The organism is Streptomyces sp. NPDC058665 (assembly GCF_042714995.1).
In the GTDB taxonomy this organism is placed as follows: Bacteria; Actinomycetota; Actinomycetes; order Streptomycetales; family Streptomycetaceae; genus Streptomyces.
In genome coordinates, this window is sequence record NZ_JBHXRX010000041.1 from 58,283 (window position 1) to 75,641 (window position 17,359).

General features: G+C 71.7%; 9 protein-coding genes. 8 read left to right on the forward strand and 1 reads right to left on the reverse strand.

Features of this window, described 5'->3' with window-relative positions; all coding sequences use genetic code 11:
• From ACFWV8_RS25040 to ACFWV8_RS25075, 8 genes are all read left to right on the forward strand, one after another.
• A complete protein-coding gene (locus ACFWV8_RS25040) occupies window positions 1-2,901 on the forward strand; it encodes an NHLP bacteriocin export ABC transporter permease/ATPase subunit (RefSeq protein ID WP_384207320.1) in 2,901 nt (966 codons plus the stop codon).
• 49 nt (window positions 2,902-2,950) lie between these two features.
• Window positions 2,951-4,468: a membrane-associated oxidoreductase gene (locus ACFWV8_RS25045; protein WP_384207323.1), complete on the forward strand. Its 1,518-nt coding sequence runs from the start codon at window positions 2,951-2,953 to the stop codon at window positions 4,466-4,468.
• A gap of 118 nt (window positions 4,469-4,586) precedes the next feature.
• Window positions 4,587-5,882 (forward strand): D-arabinono-1,4-lactone oxidase, encoded by a 1,296-nt coding sequence (locus tag ACFWV8_RS25050; protein WP_384207326.1) that lies wholly within the window; start codon window positions 4,587-4,589, stop codon window positions 5,880-5,882.
• 226 nt (window positions 5,883-6,108) lie between these two features.
• A complete protein-coding gene (locus ACFWV8_RS25055) occupies window positions 6,109-7,239 on the forward strand; it encodes a ricin-type beta-trefoil lectin domain protein (RefSeq protein ID WP_384207329.1) in 1,131 nt (376 codons plus the stop codon).
• 168 nt (window positions 7,240-7,407) lie between these two features.
• Window positions 7,408-9,648: a DEAD/DEAH box helicase gene (locus ACFWV8_RS25060; protein ID WP_384207333.1), complete on the forward strand. Its 2,241-nt coding sequence runs from the start codon at window positions 7,408-7,410 to the stop codon at window positions 9,646-9,648.
• A gap of 182 nt (window positions 9,649-9,830) precedes the next feature.
• Window positions 9,831-13,265, forward strand: coding sequence for a CARDB domain-containing protein (locus ACFWV8_RS25065; RefSeq protein WP_384207338.1), 3,435 nt, complete (start codon window positions 9,831-9,833; stop codon window positions 13,263-13,265).
• A 273-nt stretch (window positions 13,266-13,538) separates the two neighbouring features.
• The gene (mptB, locus tag ACFWV8_RS25070; protein WP_384207341.1) at window positions 13,539-14,972 is read left to right on the forward strand and encodes a polyprenol phosphomannose-dependent alpha 1,6 mannosyltransferase MptB; all 1,434 of its coding nucleotides are present in this window, start codon (window positions 13,539-13,541) and stop codon (window positions 14,970-14,972) included.
• On the forward strand, window positions 14,969-16,246 hold the full coding sequence (locus tag ACFWV8_RS25075; RefSeq protein ID WP_384207345.1) for a glycosyltransferase 87 family protein: 1,278 nt from the start codon (window positions 14,969-14,971) through the stop codon (window positions 16,244-16,246). The genes mptB and ACFWV8_RS25075 overlap by 4 nt, the downstream gene beginning before the upstream one ends.
• On the opposite strand, the gene ACFWV8_RS25080 is transcribed toward ACFWV8_RS25075, so the two are convergent.
• Window positions 16,176-17,126, reverse strand: coding sequence for a YbhN family protein (locus tag ACFWV8_RS25080; protein ID WP_384207370.1), 951 nt, complete (start codon window positions 17,124-17,126; stop codon window positions 16,176-16,178). The genes ACFWV8_RS25075 and ACFWV8_RS25080 overlap by 71 nt on opposite strands.
• Window positions 17,127-17,359: the final 233 nt, after the last annotated feature.

Genomic DNA, 17,359 nt, shown 5'->3' on the forward strand with positions numbered 1-17,359 from the left:
ATGACCTCCATGACGACGGGCGCCGGCGCGACGGCGGGCGTCGACCCGGTGATCCACGCGCTGGGCGCGCTGGGCACACCGGTCGACTGCGCCGGGGTGCGCAATGTGCCGCTGGAGGGCCCGCATGTGCTGTGGCTGGTGGTCGGGGGCACGCTCGACCTCTTCGCCGTGGACGCGGTGGGGCAGGGGCACTGGCACTTCCTCGGCCGTCTCGAAGCCGGGACGCTGCTCCTCGGTCCGGTCGAAGGACCCCGGCACACGCTGCTGAGCAGGCCGTCGCAGGACTGCGCGCTGCGCCGGATCGCGCTGCGGGAGCTGTACGCGCCGCCGCCCGCGCCCGACGATCCGTACGCCTACCCGTACGGCGCGCCGGAGATGGCGCAGCACACCTCGCCGTCCGCGCCCCCCGTACCGACCCCGCTGGAGCACGCTTTCGCGCTCGGCGCCGCGCGCGGGCTCGGCGCGCTCTTCCAGACGCCGCTCGACGCCCGCCCGTCCACCGACGGTGCCGTGTCCGACGACGATGTGCTGTGGATGCCGGTCTCCCCCGGCAGCGTCCAGTACGGCGCCTCGTACAGCGCGGACGCGGCGGGCGACCTGCTGGTCGACGCCGCGATGTGGCAGCGGATGGTCAACCAGCAGCACCGGCTGCTGTCGGCCGTCGACCACTGGATCGAGCGGCAGGAGCGCGCGCACGAGGACCGGACGGCCGCCGGGATCAAGGCCGGTGAGCGGGTACGGGCGCGGGCCGACGAGGCGCTGGTGGCGTCCATCGGCCGCCCCGGCACGGGCTCCGACGAGGGCGGCGCGGCCGAGAGCGCGAGCGGCGACGCCGTCAGGGACGCGACGTTCGCGGTCTGCCGGCTGGTCGCCGCGGCCTCCGGCATCACCCTCTCCGACCACTCGCGTAGCGCGGGCACCCCGCTCGACGACCGCGTCGGACCGGTCGAACGCATCGCCATCGCCTCCCGGGTCCGCACCCGCGCCGTGCGGCTCGACGGCCCCTGGTGGCGGACCGACTCGGGCCCGCTCGTGGGCCACCGGGCCAAGTCCGGCGCCCCGGTCGCCCTGATCTGGCGGCGCGGCCGTTACGAGGCGGTCAACCCGGCGACGGGGGCACGGCTTCGCGTCGGCGGGCACAACGCCGACGACTTCGAGCCGCGCGCCGTGATGTTCTACCGCCCGCTCCCCGAAGAGCCCCTGACGCCTTGGCGGTTGCTCCGCTTCGGTCTGCGCGGCAACGGTGTGGATCTGCGCAATCTGGCGCTGACCTGCCTTGTCACGGTGGGGCTCGGGGCGCTGGTGCCGCTCGCGACCGGACGGGTGCTCGGCGAGTACGTACCGAGCGCCCGGACCGATCTGATCGCCCAGGTGTCCGTCGCCGTCATGATCACCGGCATCGTCACGGCCGCCTTCATGCTGACGCAGAGCCTGACCATCCTGCGGATGGAGGGCCGTATCGAGAGCACGCTCCAACCGGCGGTGTGGGACCGGCTGTTGAGGCTGCCGACGAAGTTCTTCGCCGAACGCTCCACCGGTGAGCTCGCGAGCGCGGCGATGGGCGTCAGCGCGATCCGCCGGGTGTTCTCGGGCATCGGGCCGGTGATCGTGCAGTCGGCGGCGGTCGGCGGGATGAGCCTGGTGCTGCTGCTCGTCCACAGTGTCCCGCTCGCGCTGGCGGCGATGGGAATGCTCGCCGTCATCGCCGGCGTGTTCTTCGGTCTTGGACTGTGGCAGCTGCGCTGGCAGCGGCAGTTGGTCGAGCTCGGCAACAAACTCAACAACCAGGCGTTCCAGACCCTGCGCGGGCTGCCGAAGCTACGGGTCGCCGCGGCCGAGGGCTTCGCGTACGCGGCCTGGGCGCGCGGCTTCGCCCGCTCGCGCGAACTCCAGCAGCGGGCGGGCCGGATCAAAAATGTGGCGACGGTGCTGGACGCGGTCTACCTGCCGTTCTGCTCCCTCGTGATGTTCATGCTGCTGGCCGGACCGGCGCGCGGGAGCATGTCGGCCGGTGAGTTCCTGACCTTCAACACCGCCGTGACCATGCTGCTGACCTCAGTCACCCAGCTCACCGGCGCACTCGTGTCGGTCGCCGCCGTGCTGCCCATGTTCGAGCAGATCAAGCCGGTCCTGGACGAGGCCCCCGAGGGCGGCGACACGGGTACCCAGCCCGGTGTGCTGACCGGCCGGATCGAGGCCCGGAAGCTCTCTTTCCGCTACACCGACGACGGCCCGCTCGTGCTCGACGACGTATCGCTGCGGATGGAGCCGGGCGAGTTCGTCGCGGTCGTCGGGGCAAGCGGCTGCGGCAAGTCGACGCTGCTGCGGCTGCTGATCGGCTTCGACCGGCCGGTCACGGGAAGCGTGCTGTACGACGGCCAGGACCTGGCGGCCCTCGACCGCGCGGCCGTGCGGCGCCAGTGCGGTGTCGTCCTGCAGAACGCGCAGCCGCTCACCGGCTCCATCTGGGACTGCGTCTGCGGCGCCGAGACGTTCTCGCAGGACGAGGTCTGGGAGGCCGTCGAGATGGCCGGTCTCGCGGAGGACATCAAACGCATGCCGATGGGTCTGCACACCATGATCGCCGGAGGCGGCGCCATCTCCGGCGGCCAGCGCCAGCGCCTCATGATCGCCCAGGCGCTGGTCCGCCGGCCGCGGCTGCTCTTCCTGGACGAGGCGACCAGCGCCCTGGACAACGAGACCCAGCGGATCGTGATCGAGAGCACCCGCCGGCTGAACGCGGGCCGTCTGGTGATCGCCCACCGCCTCTCCACGGTCCTTGACGCGGACCGGGTGCTGGTCATGGACGCGGGGCGCATCGTCGAACAGGGGCCGCCGGCCGCCCTGTTGGCGGACGAGGGCGGCAGGCTGCACGAGCTGGTACGGCGTCAGATGGCCTGACGACGCCGGTGTGTTGACACCTCCGCGCGGCCGGGCGAGAGTCGCGGCAATGGAGATCAACACGCTGACGGCGGCCGAGCGGCGCGTCTGGGACGCCTTCCCCAGGGGCGAGGTCGTGGACTTCCGCGCGGCCGGCGACCCGGATCCCGAGCCCGGCCGGCACTGGGGGCCGGAGCGGAGTGTGCGGGCCGAGGTGGTGCGCGCCGTCCTGCTCGGCGGGGCGCGGCAGGACGGGGAGATACCCGCGCTGCGGCTGATGGGTGCCCGTATCACGGGGTGGCTCAACCTGCGTTACGCGACGGTCGATTGCCCGGTCAGCCTCAATGACTGCTTCCTGGACGACGTGCCCAGTCTGTACGGGGCCCAGGTCCGGCAACTCAATCTCAGCGGGTCGGTGCTGCCCGGAATGACGGCGGCGACGCTGCGGGTCGACGGTGTGCTGCGGCTCACCGACTGTCGCGTCACGGGTCCGGTCCGGCTCGGGGCGGCGCAGATCTCCGGGGCCGTGTTTCTCGACCGGGCGCGGTTCAGCGCGGCGGCGCCCGACTCCGGACCGGACGGCGGCCCGGAGGCCGATCCGGAGCCGGCCCCCGACCCCGAGCCGTTGCTCCAGCTCAACCACGCCACCGTCGGCGACGATCTGTGGGCGCCCGGCCTGCGGGTGGACGGCACACTGCGGCTCGGCGGAGCGGCCGTCGCCGGGTCCATCAGTCTGGACGACGCCGTACTGACCGCCCCCGGACGCACCGCCCTTGACGCCGAGACGCTCAGCGTCGGGGCGGACCTCAGCGCGAAGCGGATCCGCGTCCGGGGCCGGGTCAATCTGCGCGGAGCCCGGATACCCGGTCAACTCAACCTGGCGTACGCCCGGTTGTCGCATCCAGGCGGCGTGGCCCTGCGTGCCAGCAGTTGTGTGGTCGGTGAGCTGTGGCTGCGCGAGGCGGCGCCCATCGAGGGCTCGGTCAATCTGCGGCGCTCCCAGATCGACCTGCTGCACGTGGCGCCGGAGGTCTGGTCCGGGGGCGTTCGGCTCAACGGTCTGACGTACGGGACGCTCGCCCCGCACGAGCCGGCCGGCCGGCGGCTGGCCGTCCTCGAACGGGACGGCGACGACTATGTGCCGTACGCCTACGAGCAGTTGACCGCTTCGTACCGCAGGATCGGTGACGACGACGCGGCCCGGACCGTACAGCTCGCGAAGCAGCGGAGGCAGCGCAGGGGGCTCGCCTGGTACGCGCGGCTCTGGGGGCATGTCCAGGACATCACCGTCGGCTACGGCTTCCGGCCGATGCGGGCCGTGACCTGGATGCTGTCGCTGCTGCTGGTGGCCTCGGTCGCGTACGCCGTCCGTGAACCCCGCCCGCTGAAGGCCGACGAGTCCCCGGACTTCAATCCCGTCTTCTACAGCCTCGACCTGCTGCTGCCGATCGTCGACTTCGGGCAGGAGCGGGCCTTCACCCCGGAGGGTGGCTGGTATCAGGGGCTGTCGTACGTCCTGATCATCACCGGCTGGATCCTGGCCACGACGGTCGTCGCCGGTGTGACCCGCGCGGTCAGCCGTCAGTAAGCGGGGCCGGGGCTTGTATCGAGACGGCGGGCGGGGGGCGGGGACGCGTGCGCGGCGCGGGCGTGATCGAATCGGATCGAATTCGATCGAACCGGAGACTCGGGAAGAGGGCGGACAGGTGACGGAGACAGCAGCCCACGGGCCGGTGGCCGGCGGCGCGGGCACCAACTGGGCCGGGAACATCGTCTTCTCGGCCGACCGGGTGCACCGCCCGGCCACGCTCGACGAGCTGCGGGCGCTCGTCGCGGGCAGCCCGCGCGTACGGGCGCTGGGCAGCGGACACTCGTTCAACCGCATCGCCGACACCGACGGCACCCTTCTCTCGCTCGCCGGGCTGCCCAGGACCGTGGACGTCGACACGGCGGCCGGTACGGTGCGCGTCGCGGGCGGCGTACGGTACGCGGAACTCGCCCGGCAGGTGGCCGAGCGGGGGCTGGCCCTGCACACCATGGCGTCCCTCCCGCACATCTCGGTGGCCGGGTCGGTCGCCACCGGGACGCACGGTTCCGGCGACACATCAGGTTCGCTCGCGACCGCCGTACGCGCGGTGGAGATGGTCACCGCGGACGGCGACTCGCTGACGCTGGAACGCGAGAGGGACGGTGAGCGCTTCGCCGGTTCGGTGGTGGCGCTCGGCGCGCTGGGCGTGGTCACCTCGCTGACCCTGGATCTCGTTCCGGCCTTCGACGTACGGCAGTTCGTCCGCACCGGGCTGCCCCTGGACGTGCTGGAGGAGCACTTCGACGCGATCACCTCGGCGGCGTACAGCGTGAGCCTGTTCACCGACTGGCACGCCCCGCGCTTCGGGCAGGTCTGGCTCAAGCACCGCGTCGACCCCGGGTCGGGCCCGGCCGAGCCGGACTTCCCCTGGGGCGTACCGGCCACCGTGGCCATGCATCCCGTGCCCGGCATGCCCGCGACGCACTGCACCGAGCAGCACGGGGTGCCGGGGCCCTGGCATGCCCGGCTGCCGCACTTCCGGGCCGAGTTCACCCCGAGCAACGGGGAGGAGCTCCAGTCCGAGTATCTGGTCCCGCGCCGGCACGCCGTCGCGGCGCTGCGGGCGCTGGCCGCGCTGGGGCCGGTGATGGCTCCCGTGCTCCAGGTCTGCGAGGTGCGCACCGTGGCCGCTGACGGGCTGTGGCTGAGCCCGGCCGAGGGACGGGACACGGTCGCGCTGCACTTCACCTGGGTCAAGGACACGGCGTCGGTCGTGCCGGTGATCGCGCGTCTGGAGGCGGCGCTGGAGGGGCTCAACGCACGGCCGCACTGGGGCAAGGTGTTCACCATGGGGCCGGCGGAGCTGCGTGGCCGCTATCCCCGGATGGCGGACTTCCTTGAGCTGCGGGACTCCCTGGATCCGGCGGGCACGTTCACGAACAGGTTCCTGCGCCGTCTTCTGTACGAAGGCTGACCCGGAAGGACACCCCCGTAGCGTGTCCGGAAGACCGTCGGGCCGTGGCCGGAACAGGGTCATTTCACCGACTCCGCCGCGCGATGCCTCGCCGGAAGGACCGGCCGGTGGTATCTACAACATGGCCGCCACTCACCCCCCGCACCTCCCGTCACACACGCACGCACCACCGCACACCTGACGCGCACCCCCCATTCCTCGGCGGCCCCCTAGGGAAGGACCCGTCTTGCGAAGAACTGCCTCACGCCGTGCGCAAGCTCTCCTCAGCCTTCTGGTGTTCGCCGTCACGGCGACCCTCATGACGCTCACCCAGACCGCCGCGAACGCGGCGACCGCCGCACCCGCCGAGTCCAACGGCGGAGTACGGATCATGCCGCTCGGCGACTCGATCACCGACGGATTCAACGTCCCCGGCGGCTACCGCATCAACCTCTGGCAGCATCTCGCCACCGGTGGCTACACCGTCGACTTCGTCGGTTCTCAGTTCAACGGCCCGCCGGAGCTGGGCGACCACGACCACCAGGGCCACTCGGGCTGGCGTATCGACCAGCTCCGCTCGAACATCGACGGCTGGCTGGCCGCCAGTGACCCGCGCACGATCATGCTCCAGATCGGCACGAACGACGTGAACCAGAACTACGACGTGGCGAACGCCCCGGCCCGGCTCTCCGATCTCATCGACCGCGTCCTCCAACAGAAGCCGCAGATCGAGCTGTTCGTCGCGACGATCACGCCCGAGACGAACCCCGACCTCGAAGCCCGGGTCAAGACGTTCAACGCGGCGCTGCCCGGCATCGTCAACGGCAAGGGCCCCCGCGTCCATCTGGTTGACATGTACAAGGCATTGACGGTCGCCGACCTCGCCGACGGCGTCCACCCCAACGCCGCTGGCTACGCCAAGATGGCGACCGTCTGGTACGACGCGCTGCGCTCGGTGCCCGCCAGCCTCGTCCCGCTCGGCGGCGGCGGCCGGGGCACGCTCGTCAACGCGCAGTCGGGCCGCTGTCTCGACGTCGACGGGGCCGTGGCGACCGCGGGCACACGGACGATCGTCTACGACTGCCACCGCAAGGCCAACCAGCAGTGGACCCGTACGGCCTCCGACGAACTGCGCGTGTACGGCGACCGCTGCCTGGACGCGAAGGGCGCCGCCACCGCCGACGGCACGCCCGTCATCATCTGGGACTGCCGCGGCACCACCAACCAGCAGTGGCGCGTCAACGCGGACGGCTCCGTCGTCGGTGTCGCCTCGGGCAAGTGCCTGACGCCGGCGGCCGGCGGAGAAGTCAACGGTACGAAGCTCGAACTCCGCACCTGCGACGGCGCCCCCGGCCAGCGCTGGACCATGGCCGCGTAGTTCGCGGGGGTTCACCACCCCGGACCGGCCGGGGGTCCACGACCCGGCACCGACCGACCCCGAGATCGCCGGGCGCGCCGGAAACGGCCGCCCGGCGATGTCGTACCCCCGTGGAATCATGTCGCTCGACCGGATGTGGTGGACAAGCGGCGGACAGCGAGAGGCGTCATGGGCGACGGAGCGGGGCGTGAGCGGAGGCCGGTGCCGGTGGGCGGCGGCGCGCGCGCCGTGCTCGACCGGGCCGACCGACTTCTCGCCACGGCACGCCGGGTGGCCGCCGACCACGCCGAGGTACGGGACGGTGTCCTCAAGGCGGTCGCCCCGCTGCGCGACGCGCTGGTCCGCCGGGAGTTGGCGGGCATCCCCCTCTCCCGGCTCGCCGATGTCACCGAGGGCAGGCTCCGGCTTGGCGCGCTCGAACAGGCCGGGTACACGGACGTCGGGAAGGTGCTCGACGCGACGGCGTACGAGCTCCGCCACATCCCCGGCATCGGCACGCAGAGCTCCGGTCACGCCATCGCCGCCGCGCGGCAGCTGGCGGAGGCGATGGCGGAGCACGTGGCCGTCCGGCTGGACGCCGACGACATCGGCGATCCCCATGCCACCGCCCTGGTCGTCGCGTTGAACCGGATGGTGAACGCGGGCCCGGACATGCCCCGCGCCCTCGCGGCGGCGGCCCGGACCGACGCGGACCTCGCCCCGCTGCTGCCACCGGCACGCCCGGCCGGGGACCGGCTGCGCATGCTGTTCTCCGGGAAGCGGCGCCGGCAACAGGCCCAGCACGCCGTCCAGTTGGTCGACGCCTTCCTCGATGACGCCGCCGCCGGTGAAGTGCCGCTCCTGCTCACCCAGGCGGCCACGGATCTGCTGCGGCCCGCCGTCTCGGCGGACGAGGCGTGGCTCGACTTCCAGATCCGCCCCGCCGACTTTTCGGTCCTCCTCGCCGAACTCTCCGAAGCCACCGCGGACATGGACGCGGCCGAGGGCTTTCTGCCCGGCGACATCTCCGAACGTGTCCGTACGCAGCGGCTGGACGACACCCACCGGCGCGTTTCGCTGCGCGGCTACCAGGCGTTCGGTGCCAGGTTCGCGCTGGCCCAGCGCCGGGTGATCCTGGGCGACGAGATGGGTCTGGGCAAGACCATCCAGGCCATCGCCGCGCTCGCGCACCTCAAGTCCGAGGGCCGTACGCACTTCCTGGTGGTCTGCCCGGCCAGCGTCGTCATCAACTGGATCCGGGAGATCGAGTCCCGCAGCACACTGCGCGCGTACCGGGTGCACGGCCAGGACCGGACGGTGGCCCTCGGGCAGTGGACGCGGCACGGGGACGTCGCGGTGACGACGTACGACGTGCTCGGCTCGCTCGCCGTGCCGGACGACGTGCGGGTCGGCATGCTCGTCGTGGACGAGGCGCACTATGTGAAGAACCCCGAGACCCGGCGCTCCCGGACCGTGCGGAGCTGGGCGGAGCGCGCCGGGCATGTCCTGTTCCTCACCGGGACGCCCATGGAGAACCGGGTCGAGGAGTTCCGGAGTCTGGTGCGCCATCTTCAGCCCGCGCTCCTTCCCGCCATCCGTCACGGCGACGCGGTCATCGGCTCCGAGGCCTTCCGCAGGGCCGTGGCGCCCGCGTATCTGCGCCGTAACCAGCAGGACGTCCTCACGGAACTGCCGGAGCTGCAACAGGTGGACGAGTGGGAGGAGTTCAGCCCCGCCGCGCGCGCCGCCTACCGGCAGGCGGTGGCGGCCGGGAACTTCATGGCCATGCGACGGGCGGCGTACGCCGATCCCGCCACGTCCGCCAAGCTCAGGCGGTTGCGCGAACTCGTCGGCGAGGCCGCGTCGAACGGTCTGAAGGTGGTCGTCTTCTCCTTCTTCCACGATGTGCTGACGGCCGCCGAGGAGGCGCTCGGCCCGGCCTCAGGTGCCGGCGCACACTCGCGTACCGTCTTCGGTCCGCTCACCGGCCGGGTGCCCGCCGCCCGGCGGCAGGAGTGGGTGGACGGCTTCGCCGAGGCGTCCGGACACGCCGTTCTGCTGAGCCAGATCCAGTCGGGCGGCACCGGTCTCAATCTCCAGGCCGCGTCCGTGGTCATCCTGTGCGAGCCGCAGGTCAAGCCCACGCTGGAGACCCAGGCCATCGCCCGCGCGCACCGGATGGGGCAGATACGCCATGTCCAGGTCCACCGGCTGCTGACCGCCGACAGTGTCGACCAGCGCGTACTGCGCCTGCTGGGTACGAAGAAGCGTCTCTTCGACGCGTACGCCCGCCACAGCGATGTCGCGGAGTCGACGCCCGACGCGGTCGACATCTCTGAGCAGTCGCTGGCCCGGCGGATCGTCGCGGAGGAGCAGGAGCGGATGGCGCTTCTGCCTGGCCCCGCGGCTCCCGCGACCCCGGCCGTCTGACGACCCGTCGGGCGGCCGGTGGCCCGCGTGTTACCCGTGCGAAAACCGTTGACAAGCCATGGGCATGATTGCAACCTGTGAATCGCAAAAAAGTAAGCAAGTGGCTCAATTTCTCAAGGCTCTCTCGCAACTTCATAGCAGCTCACCATCTGCTCCCTCGTTCCAACCGAACAGAGGACCATATGAGACAGAAGCAGCTCAGACCCGGACAGCTCCGCCGACGACTGATCACCGGCCTCGTCATGGCCGGCCTGTTCGTCGCCGGGCTCACCCCCCTCTCGGCCGCCGCGGCCGAGCGCCCCGACCAGGCGGCCGGCAAGAGCGTGTCGGCGAGCGGATCCGAGGGGAACCACCCGGCCTCCAACGTCACCGACGGCAGTCAGGCGTCGTACTGGGAAGGACCGAACAACGCGTTCCCGCAGACGCTCCGGGTCGACCTCGGCGCGAACGTCGCCGTCGACCAGGTGGTGCTCAGGCTCCCCACGACCTGGGAGGCCCGCACCCAGGCCCTCGGCGTCCAGGGCAGCACCGACGGGAACACCTACAGCACTCTCTCCGCCTCGCAGGGGCGGCTGTTCACCCCCGCGTCGGGGAACACCGTCACCATCGACTTCCCCTCCACCGGCGTCCGTTACGTACGGCTGAACATCACCGGCAACACGGGCTGGCCGGCGGCGCAGATATCCGAGTTCGAGATCTACGGCCCCGCGGGCGAGGACCCCGACCCGGACCCGGGTGACGACGGCTCCGACCTGGCACGCGGCAAGGCGATCGAGGCGTCGTCGACGATCCACAACTTCGTCGCGGCCAACGCCAACGACGGCAGCGTCAACACCTACTGGGAGTCCACGGGCCACCCGTCGACCCTGACGGTCAAGCTCGGGGCGGACGCCGACATCACCTCCGTCGTGGTCAAGCTCAACCCCGACGCGGCGTGGGGCGCCCGGACCCAGAACATCCAGGTGCTCGGCCGCGCCCAGGCCGCCGGGTTCACCTCGCTCAAGGCGCGCGCCGACTACGGCTTCAACCCGGCGACGAACCAGAACTCGGTACGTATCCCGGTCACCGGGCGCGTCGCCGACGTACAGCTCCAGTTCTTCTCCAACACCGGTGCTCAGGGCGGCCAGGTCGCCGAACTCCAGGTCGTCGGGCGCCCCGCGCCCAACCCCGACCTCACCGTCACCGGGCTCTCCTGGTCCCCCACCGCCCCGGTGGAGACCGACGCGACCACCGTGAGCGCGACGGTGCGCAACGCCGGGACGGCCGCGTCCGGCCCGACGACCGTGAACGTCAGTATCGGCGGAGTGGTCGCCGGCAGCGCCTCCGTCGGCGGCCTCGCCGCGGGTGCCTCGCAGACCGTCCAGGTCGCCGCGGGCAAGCACGCCGAAGGCACCTACAAGGTGACGGCGGTGGTGGACCCGACCGACACGATCGTCGAGCAGGACAACGACAACAACAGCTTCACCGCGGCCGGTTCACTGGTCGTGGGACAGGCCCCCGGGCCCGACCTCCAGGTGCTGAGCGTCAGTTCGACGCCGCAGAACCCCGCCGTCGGCGCCTCGGTCCAGTTCAGCGTGGCGGTGCGGAACCGCGGGACGACCGCGAGCGGTGCCACCACGGTCACCCGGGTGGCGGTGGGCGGCACGACGCTCAACACCAACACCCCGTCGATCGCGGCCGGCGCGACGACGAACGTGAGCATCAACGGCAGTTGGACCGCCACCAGCGGCGGCGCCAACATCGTGGCCACCGCTGACGCTACCGGCGTCGTGACGGAGACCAACGAGACCAACAACTCCTTCTCCCGCTCGATCGTGGTCGGGCGCGGGGCGGCCGTCCCGTACGTGGAGTACGAGGCGGAGGCCGGCCGGTACTCGGGCACCCTGGTGGAGGCCGACGCCGTACGCACCTTCGGCCACACCAACTTCGGCTCGGAGTCCTCCGGCCGTAAGTCGGTACGGCTCAACTCCCAAGGTCAGTTCGTGGAGTTCACCTCCACCAACCCGGCCAACTCGATCGTGGTGCGCAACTCGATCCCCGACGCCCCGAACGGCGGCGGCACCGAGGCCACGATCAGCCTGTACGCCGACGACACCTTCGTGAAGAAGCTGAACCTCTCCTCGAAGCACAGCTGGCTGTACGGCGACACGGACGGTCCCGAGGCCCTGACGAACACGCCGCAGGCGGATGCCCGGCGGCTCTTCGACGAGGCCAACTCGCTGCTGTCCACGACCTATCCGGCGGGCACCAAGTTCAAGCTCCAGCGCGACGCCGGGGACAGCGCGCCCTTCTACTACATCGACCTGATCGACCTGGAGCAGGTCGCGCCCCCGGCGGCCAAGCCCGCCGAGTGCACCTCGATCACCGAGTACGGCGCGGTGCCGGGCGACGGCAACGACGACACGGCCGCCATCCAGGCGGCGGTCACCGCCGACCAGAACGGTGCCATCGCGTGTGTCTGGATCCCGGCGGGCCAGTGGCGCCAGGAGAAGAAGATCCTGACCGACGACCCGCTGAACCAGGGGCAGTTCAACCAGATCGGCATCAAGAACGTCACCATCCGCGGCGCGGGTATGTGGCACTCACAGCTCTACACCCTGACCGAGCCGCAGAACGCGGGCGGGATCAACCATCCGCACGAGGGCAACTTCGGCTTCGACATCGACGACAACACCCAGATCTCGGACATCGCCATCTTCGGCTCCGGCCGTATCCGGGGCGGCGACGGCAACGCCGAGGGCGGAGTCGGCCTCAACGGCCGGTTCGGCAAGAACACCAAGATCTCCAACGTCTGGATCGAGCACGCCAACGTCGGTGTCTGGGTCGGCCGCGACTACGACAACATCCCGGCGCTCTGGGGCCCCGCCGACGGCCTTGAGTTCACCGGTATGCGCATCCGCAACACGTACGCCGACGGCATCAACTTCACCAACGGCACGCGGAACTCCAAGGTGTTCAACTCCTCGTTCCGCACGACCGGTGACGACTCGCTGGCGGTCTGGGCCAACCGGTACGTCAAGGACACCTCCGTCGACATCGCGCACGACAACTCGTTCACCAACAACACCATCCAGCTGCCCTGGCGCGCGACCGGCATCGCGGTCTACGGCGGCTACGGCAACAAGATCGAGAACAACATCGTCTCCGACACGGCGAACTACCCGGGCATCATGCTGGCGACCGACCACGATCCGCTGCCCTTCTCCGGGCAGACCCTGATCGCCAACAACGCGCTCCACCGCACGGGCGGTGCCTTCTGGAACGAGGACCAGGAGTTCGGTGCCATCACCCTGTTCGCGGCAAGCCGGGACATCCCCGGTGTCACGATCAGGGACACGGACATCTACGACTCCACGTACGACGGCATCCAGTTCAAAACGGGCGGCGGCACCATGCCCGGCGTCGTGATCGACAATGTCAAGATCGACAAATCCAACAACGGCGCGGGCATCCTGGCCATGAGCGGGGCCAGGGGCAGCGCGACGCTGTCCGACGTCACGATCACCAACTCGGCGGACGGCGACATCGTCACCCAGCCGGGCTCGGGCTTCGTGATCACCGGCGGCCCGACGCCGCCGCTCGCACCGGGGAAACTGACGGGCGGTGGCCGACGGTGACCACCGCGTAAGGCCGGAAGGCGACTGGTGGGGGCGCGGGGGGGCCCAGGGCGCCCCCCACCGGCCCCGCCCCGTCGCGGCGCCCCCCCGCCGCCGCCCCCCCGGCGTACCGTGGGGGGGGGGCGCCGCGGCCCCCCCCGGCGTCCGCGGGTCCGGCCCCTGGGGCCCCCCGCCCCCCCCGCGCCCCCCACCAGTCGTGCCCGACACGTTCCGGACTCCCCCCGGCGCACCGCACGTTCCCTTCTCGCCACCGGCCACGGGCACGCTCCCTGAGTGCAGACCCCGGGCGACGAATCACATATACGCAAATGCCGGCTACTGGGGCTCGCCGGTTCCACGGCCGTGGCCGTCGGCGGCGCGAGTGCCGGTGCGCTGCCGGTCGACGACGCCTTCGCGCCGTCGTCCGAAGCGGCGGCGGTCGGACTCTTCGGCGCCTACTTCGGGCTCGTGCTGCTCGTCGCGGCCTGGGCCTGGCTGGGCCGCGCCGTGCGCGGACCGCGCCCGCCCGGTGCGCGCGGCATGATGGTCACGCTCGCGGTGTGGGCCGCGCCGCTGGTGATCGCCCCGCCGCTGTTCAGCCGCGACGTCTACAGTTATCTGGCGCAGGGCGCGATGGTGGAGGCCCAGATCGACGTCTACACCCATGGCCCCGACCAGCTCGGCGGTCCGCTCGCCGCGCAGGTCTCGCCCATGTGGCAGGACACGCCCACCCCGTACGGTCCGCTGTTCCTGTCGTTCGCCTCGCTGATCGCGCGCGCCTCACGGGCGGAGCTGCCGGCCGGGGTGTTCGGCATGCGGCTGGTCGCGCTGCTGGGCGTTGGCCTGATGGTGCTGTCACTGGTGCAGCTCGCCCGCCGCAGCGGAACCGACCCGGGTGCCGCGCTGTGGCTGGGGGCGCTCAATCCGCTGCTCCTGCTGCATCTGGTCGCCGGCGCGCACAACGACGCCGTGATGCTGGGTCTGCTCGGCATGGGGCTGGTGGCCGCGAAGGGCCGCTTCCCGGTGCTCGGCGCGGTCCTGATGACTCTCGCCGCGCTGGTCAAGGCGCCTGCCGCGCTGGGTCTGCTGGCCGTCGCCGCGTTCTGGGCCGGCGGGCTCACCGGCCGCTGCCGATGGCTCAGAGCGGCGTCCGCGTCCGCCGGGGTCGCCCTGGCGACGACCGCCGCGGTGACCGCGGTCACCGGCACCGGCTACGGCTGGATCGCCGCCCTCAACACCCCGGTGTCCCAGCACAATTGGGCCCTCACCTCCCTTCTCGGCCGGATGACCGCGTCCGCGCTGCGGAGCGCGGGCAGCGACCTGGCACCGTTCGCCATCGACGCCTGGCGCGCGGCGGGTCTGGCGGCGACGGCCGTCGCCGTACTCGTGGTGTGGCTGCGCCGCCCCCGGCACAGCCCCGTGTACGCGCTGGGCCTCAGCCTGATCGCGGTCGCCGTCCTGGGCCCGGCGATCCGCCCCTGGTACGTGCTGTGGGGGCTGTTCCCGCTGGCGGCAGCGGCCCCGCCGGGACCGGCGCGCCGGGTGGTGGCCGTCGCCAGCGGGGTGCTCGCGCTGGCCCAGCTGCCCAGCGGACTCGCCGCAGACGGCCTCCAGTTGGCGCTCGCGATCTGCGGCGGAGTGTTCGCGCTGGTCGCGCTCTGGTGGGCCCGCGAGATGTCGGGCGACCAAGTGACGCTGACCGCACGGGAACCGGGGAGGGTGGCATGACGGACCTGAGCATGACGGAGCGGTGGTCCACGGGATGGCGGCCCATGTCGCGGCGCCGCAGATATCTGCTCCTGGGCGTGCTGTGCGCGGTCGTGACGGCTTTCGTCGCGACCGTCCCGTACCACCGCGACTGGTTCGACCTGTGGGTCTACTACGACGCGGTGAACCACTGGACCGGTGCCGAGGGCGGGGTGCGGGGCACCGGGCTCTACGACTACCGGGTGCCGGGTGAGAATTACGGATTCACCTACCCGCCCTTCGCCGCCCTCTGCGTGCTGCCGCTGTCGCTGTTCAGCTGGCCCGTCGCGCTGACCGCGGGTGTCGCGGCGAACCTCGGCGCCCTGGCCCTGATCCTGCGCCGGCTCGCCGAACCGGTGATCCGCCGGCACGGCCTGGACCGGTGGACCGCGTACACCCTGATCCTGTGCATGCTCGCCCTGCTGGAACCGGTCTACGACAGCATCAGCTTCGGCCAGGTCAACCTCCTCCTGCTGGCCCTCGTCCTCACCGACGCCCGTCTGCTGTCCACCGGCAGCCGCTGGGCGGGCGTCGGCATCGGGCTCGCCGCAGCGGTCAAGCTCACCCCCGCGATCTTCATCGGCTACCTCGTGGTCACCCGCCGCCGGCGGGCCGCCGGCACGGCCACCGCCGTCGCCGTGGGCGCGACCCTGCTCGCCCTGTGGCTCGCACCGGATGCCTCGCACGCGTACTGGACGTCGGCCCTCTGGGACACGAGCCGCATCGGCGACCTGAGTTACGTCTCCAACCAGTCCTGGCAGGGCGTCCTCGCCCGGCTCTCGGCGCCGGCCGAACCCGAACGGCTGTGGTGGGCCTGCGGCGTCCTCGCCGTCGTCGCCGCCTGGGCGTACCGGGTGGACAAGGCCAGAGCGGTGGGCGACGTGCGCGGCGGCATCGCGCTGACCGGCGCCGCCGCGTGCCTCGTCAGCCCGGTCACCTGGGTGCACCACCTGGTCTGGCTGCTCCCGGCGCTCGCGGTCCTCGCCGACCGGGCCCTCGAACCGCCGCGCCGGGGCCGCCCGTTGATCGCGGCGGTCTCGGTGTACATGATCCTGTGCAGCTACGTCGTCTGGCTGTGGCGCTTCGACGTGGGCGGGGTCGACGGCTTCGTCGGGAGCAACATGTTCGTCTGGACGGAGCTCGCCCTGCTTCTGACGCTCCCCGTCCGGCCGCCGTACCCGGCGCTCAGAGAACCTTCCGGCGGACCAGCACGGCCAGCACCAGAGCACCGGGGAGCAGCGGCAGCCACACCGTGACGATGCGGAATCCGAGGACGGCCGCGGTCGCCACGGAGACCGGGGAGCCCGCGCCGACGAGCGCGATGAGCAGCGCCGCCTCGACGGAGCCGACTCCGCCGGGGGTCGGCACGATCCCGGCGACGATGCTGGCGGCCAGGTAGGCGATCATGATGTCGACGGTGGGCACCGGCATCTGGAGCGCGCGGGCCACCGTGACCATGACGGCGGCCTGGAGCGCGGGGAAGGCCAGTGCCCCGGTCCACAGGGCGATCACCCGGGCGGGCCTGGTGTGCAGGGCGCGCGCGTCGGTCAGCGCGGTCCGCAGGAAGTCATGGACGAAGCCGCGCAGCGGCCGTACCGACCAGAGCACCAGCGCCGCCAGTGTGAGCGCGCCGACCAGGAGGAGCAGCGCCAGCAGCCCGTACTCGGCCGGCAGCAGTCCGCCCAGCGGGATGGACCCGGGGTAGAGGGCCATGAGCGTGAGCAGCAGGGTGTAGCGGCCGATCGGCTGGGCCAGCGAGTACAGGGCGAGCGCGCCGAAGGCCCGCGCGGTGGGTATCCCGCAGCCCTGGAGGAAGCGCAGCGTCACCACGTGCGCGCCGAGCCCGGCGGGGAGCAGATGGTTCGCGGACCCGGCCGCGACCTGGGAGGCCAGGAGCCGCCCGGCGGGCAGCGGTTCCATGACGGTGCCCTGCCTCAGCAGACAGACGGGTATCCAGCACGCCCCGGTCACGACGACCGCGGCCAGCAGCCAGTTCCGGTCCGCGCCGCGCAGTTCCTCGATGCCCGAGAGGATCACCGGCCAGTTCCCGGCCACCCAGGCGGCCACGAGGACGAGCGGAACGAGACAGACCAACTGCCGCAGCGGCACGCGCCGCAGTACGGAGGGCAGGGTCATCGACACGGCGCAGCCGTCCTTCCATGACACGCCAGGGCGCGCGAGAGCGGGGGGTCCCTAGGGGGTGTCTTCAAAGTCCCGCCTGGCCCGCGACGCCTGGCACGCGCGCTCGCCGCGTTGTCAGAGTCGCTCAAGTACGTCCAGTACGAGAGCGATCCTCCGCCTTGCGATCGCACGCACCAGCCGCCGCGGGCCCCGCCTTGCAGGCGGACGGCGCTACTTTGAAGACACCC

Bases quoted from the DNA above. Each gene is read 5' to 3' on its own strand.
- ACFWV8_RS25040 (WP_384207320.1), top strand. From the start codon at position 1: ATGACCTCCATGACGACGGGCGCCGGCGCGACGGCGGGCGTCGACCCG.
- ACFWV8_RS25045 (WP_384207323.1), top strand. From the start codon at position 2,951: ATGGAGATCAACACGCTGACGGCGGCCGAGCGGCGCGTCTGGGACGCC.
- ACFWV8_RS25065 (WP_384207338.1), top strand. From the start codon at position 9,831: ATGAGACAGAAGCAGCTCAGACCCGGACAGCTCCGCCGACGACTGATC.
- ACFWV8_RS25060 (WP_384207333.1), top strand. From the start codon at position 7,408: ATGGGCGACGGAGCGGGGCGTGAGCGGAGGCCGGTGCCGGTGGGCGGC.
- ACFWV8_RS25075 (WP_384207345.1), top strand. From the start codon at position 14,969: ATGACGGACCTGAGCATGACGGAGCGGTGGTCCACGGGATGGCGGCCC.
- ACFWV8_RS25080 (WP_384207370.1), bottom strand. From the start codon at position 17,126: ATGACCCTGCCCTCCGTACTGCGGCGCGTGCCGCTGCGGCAGTTGGTC.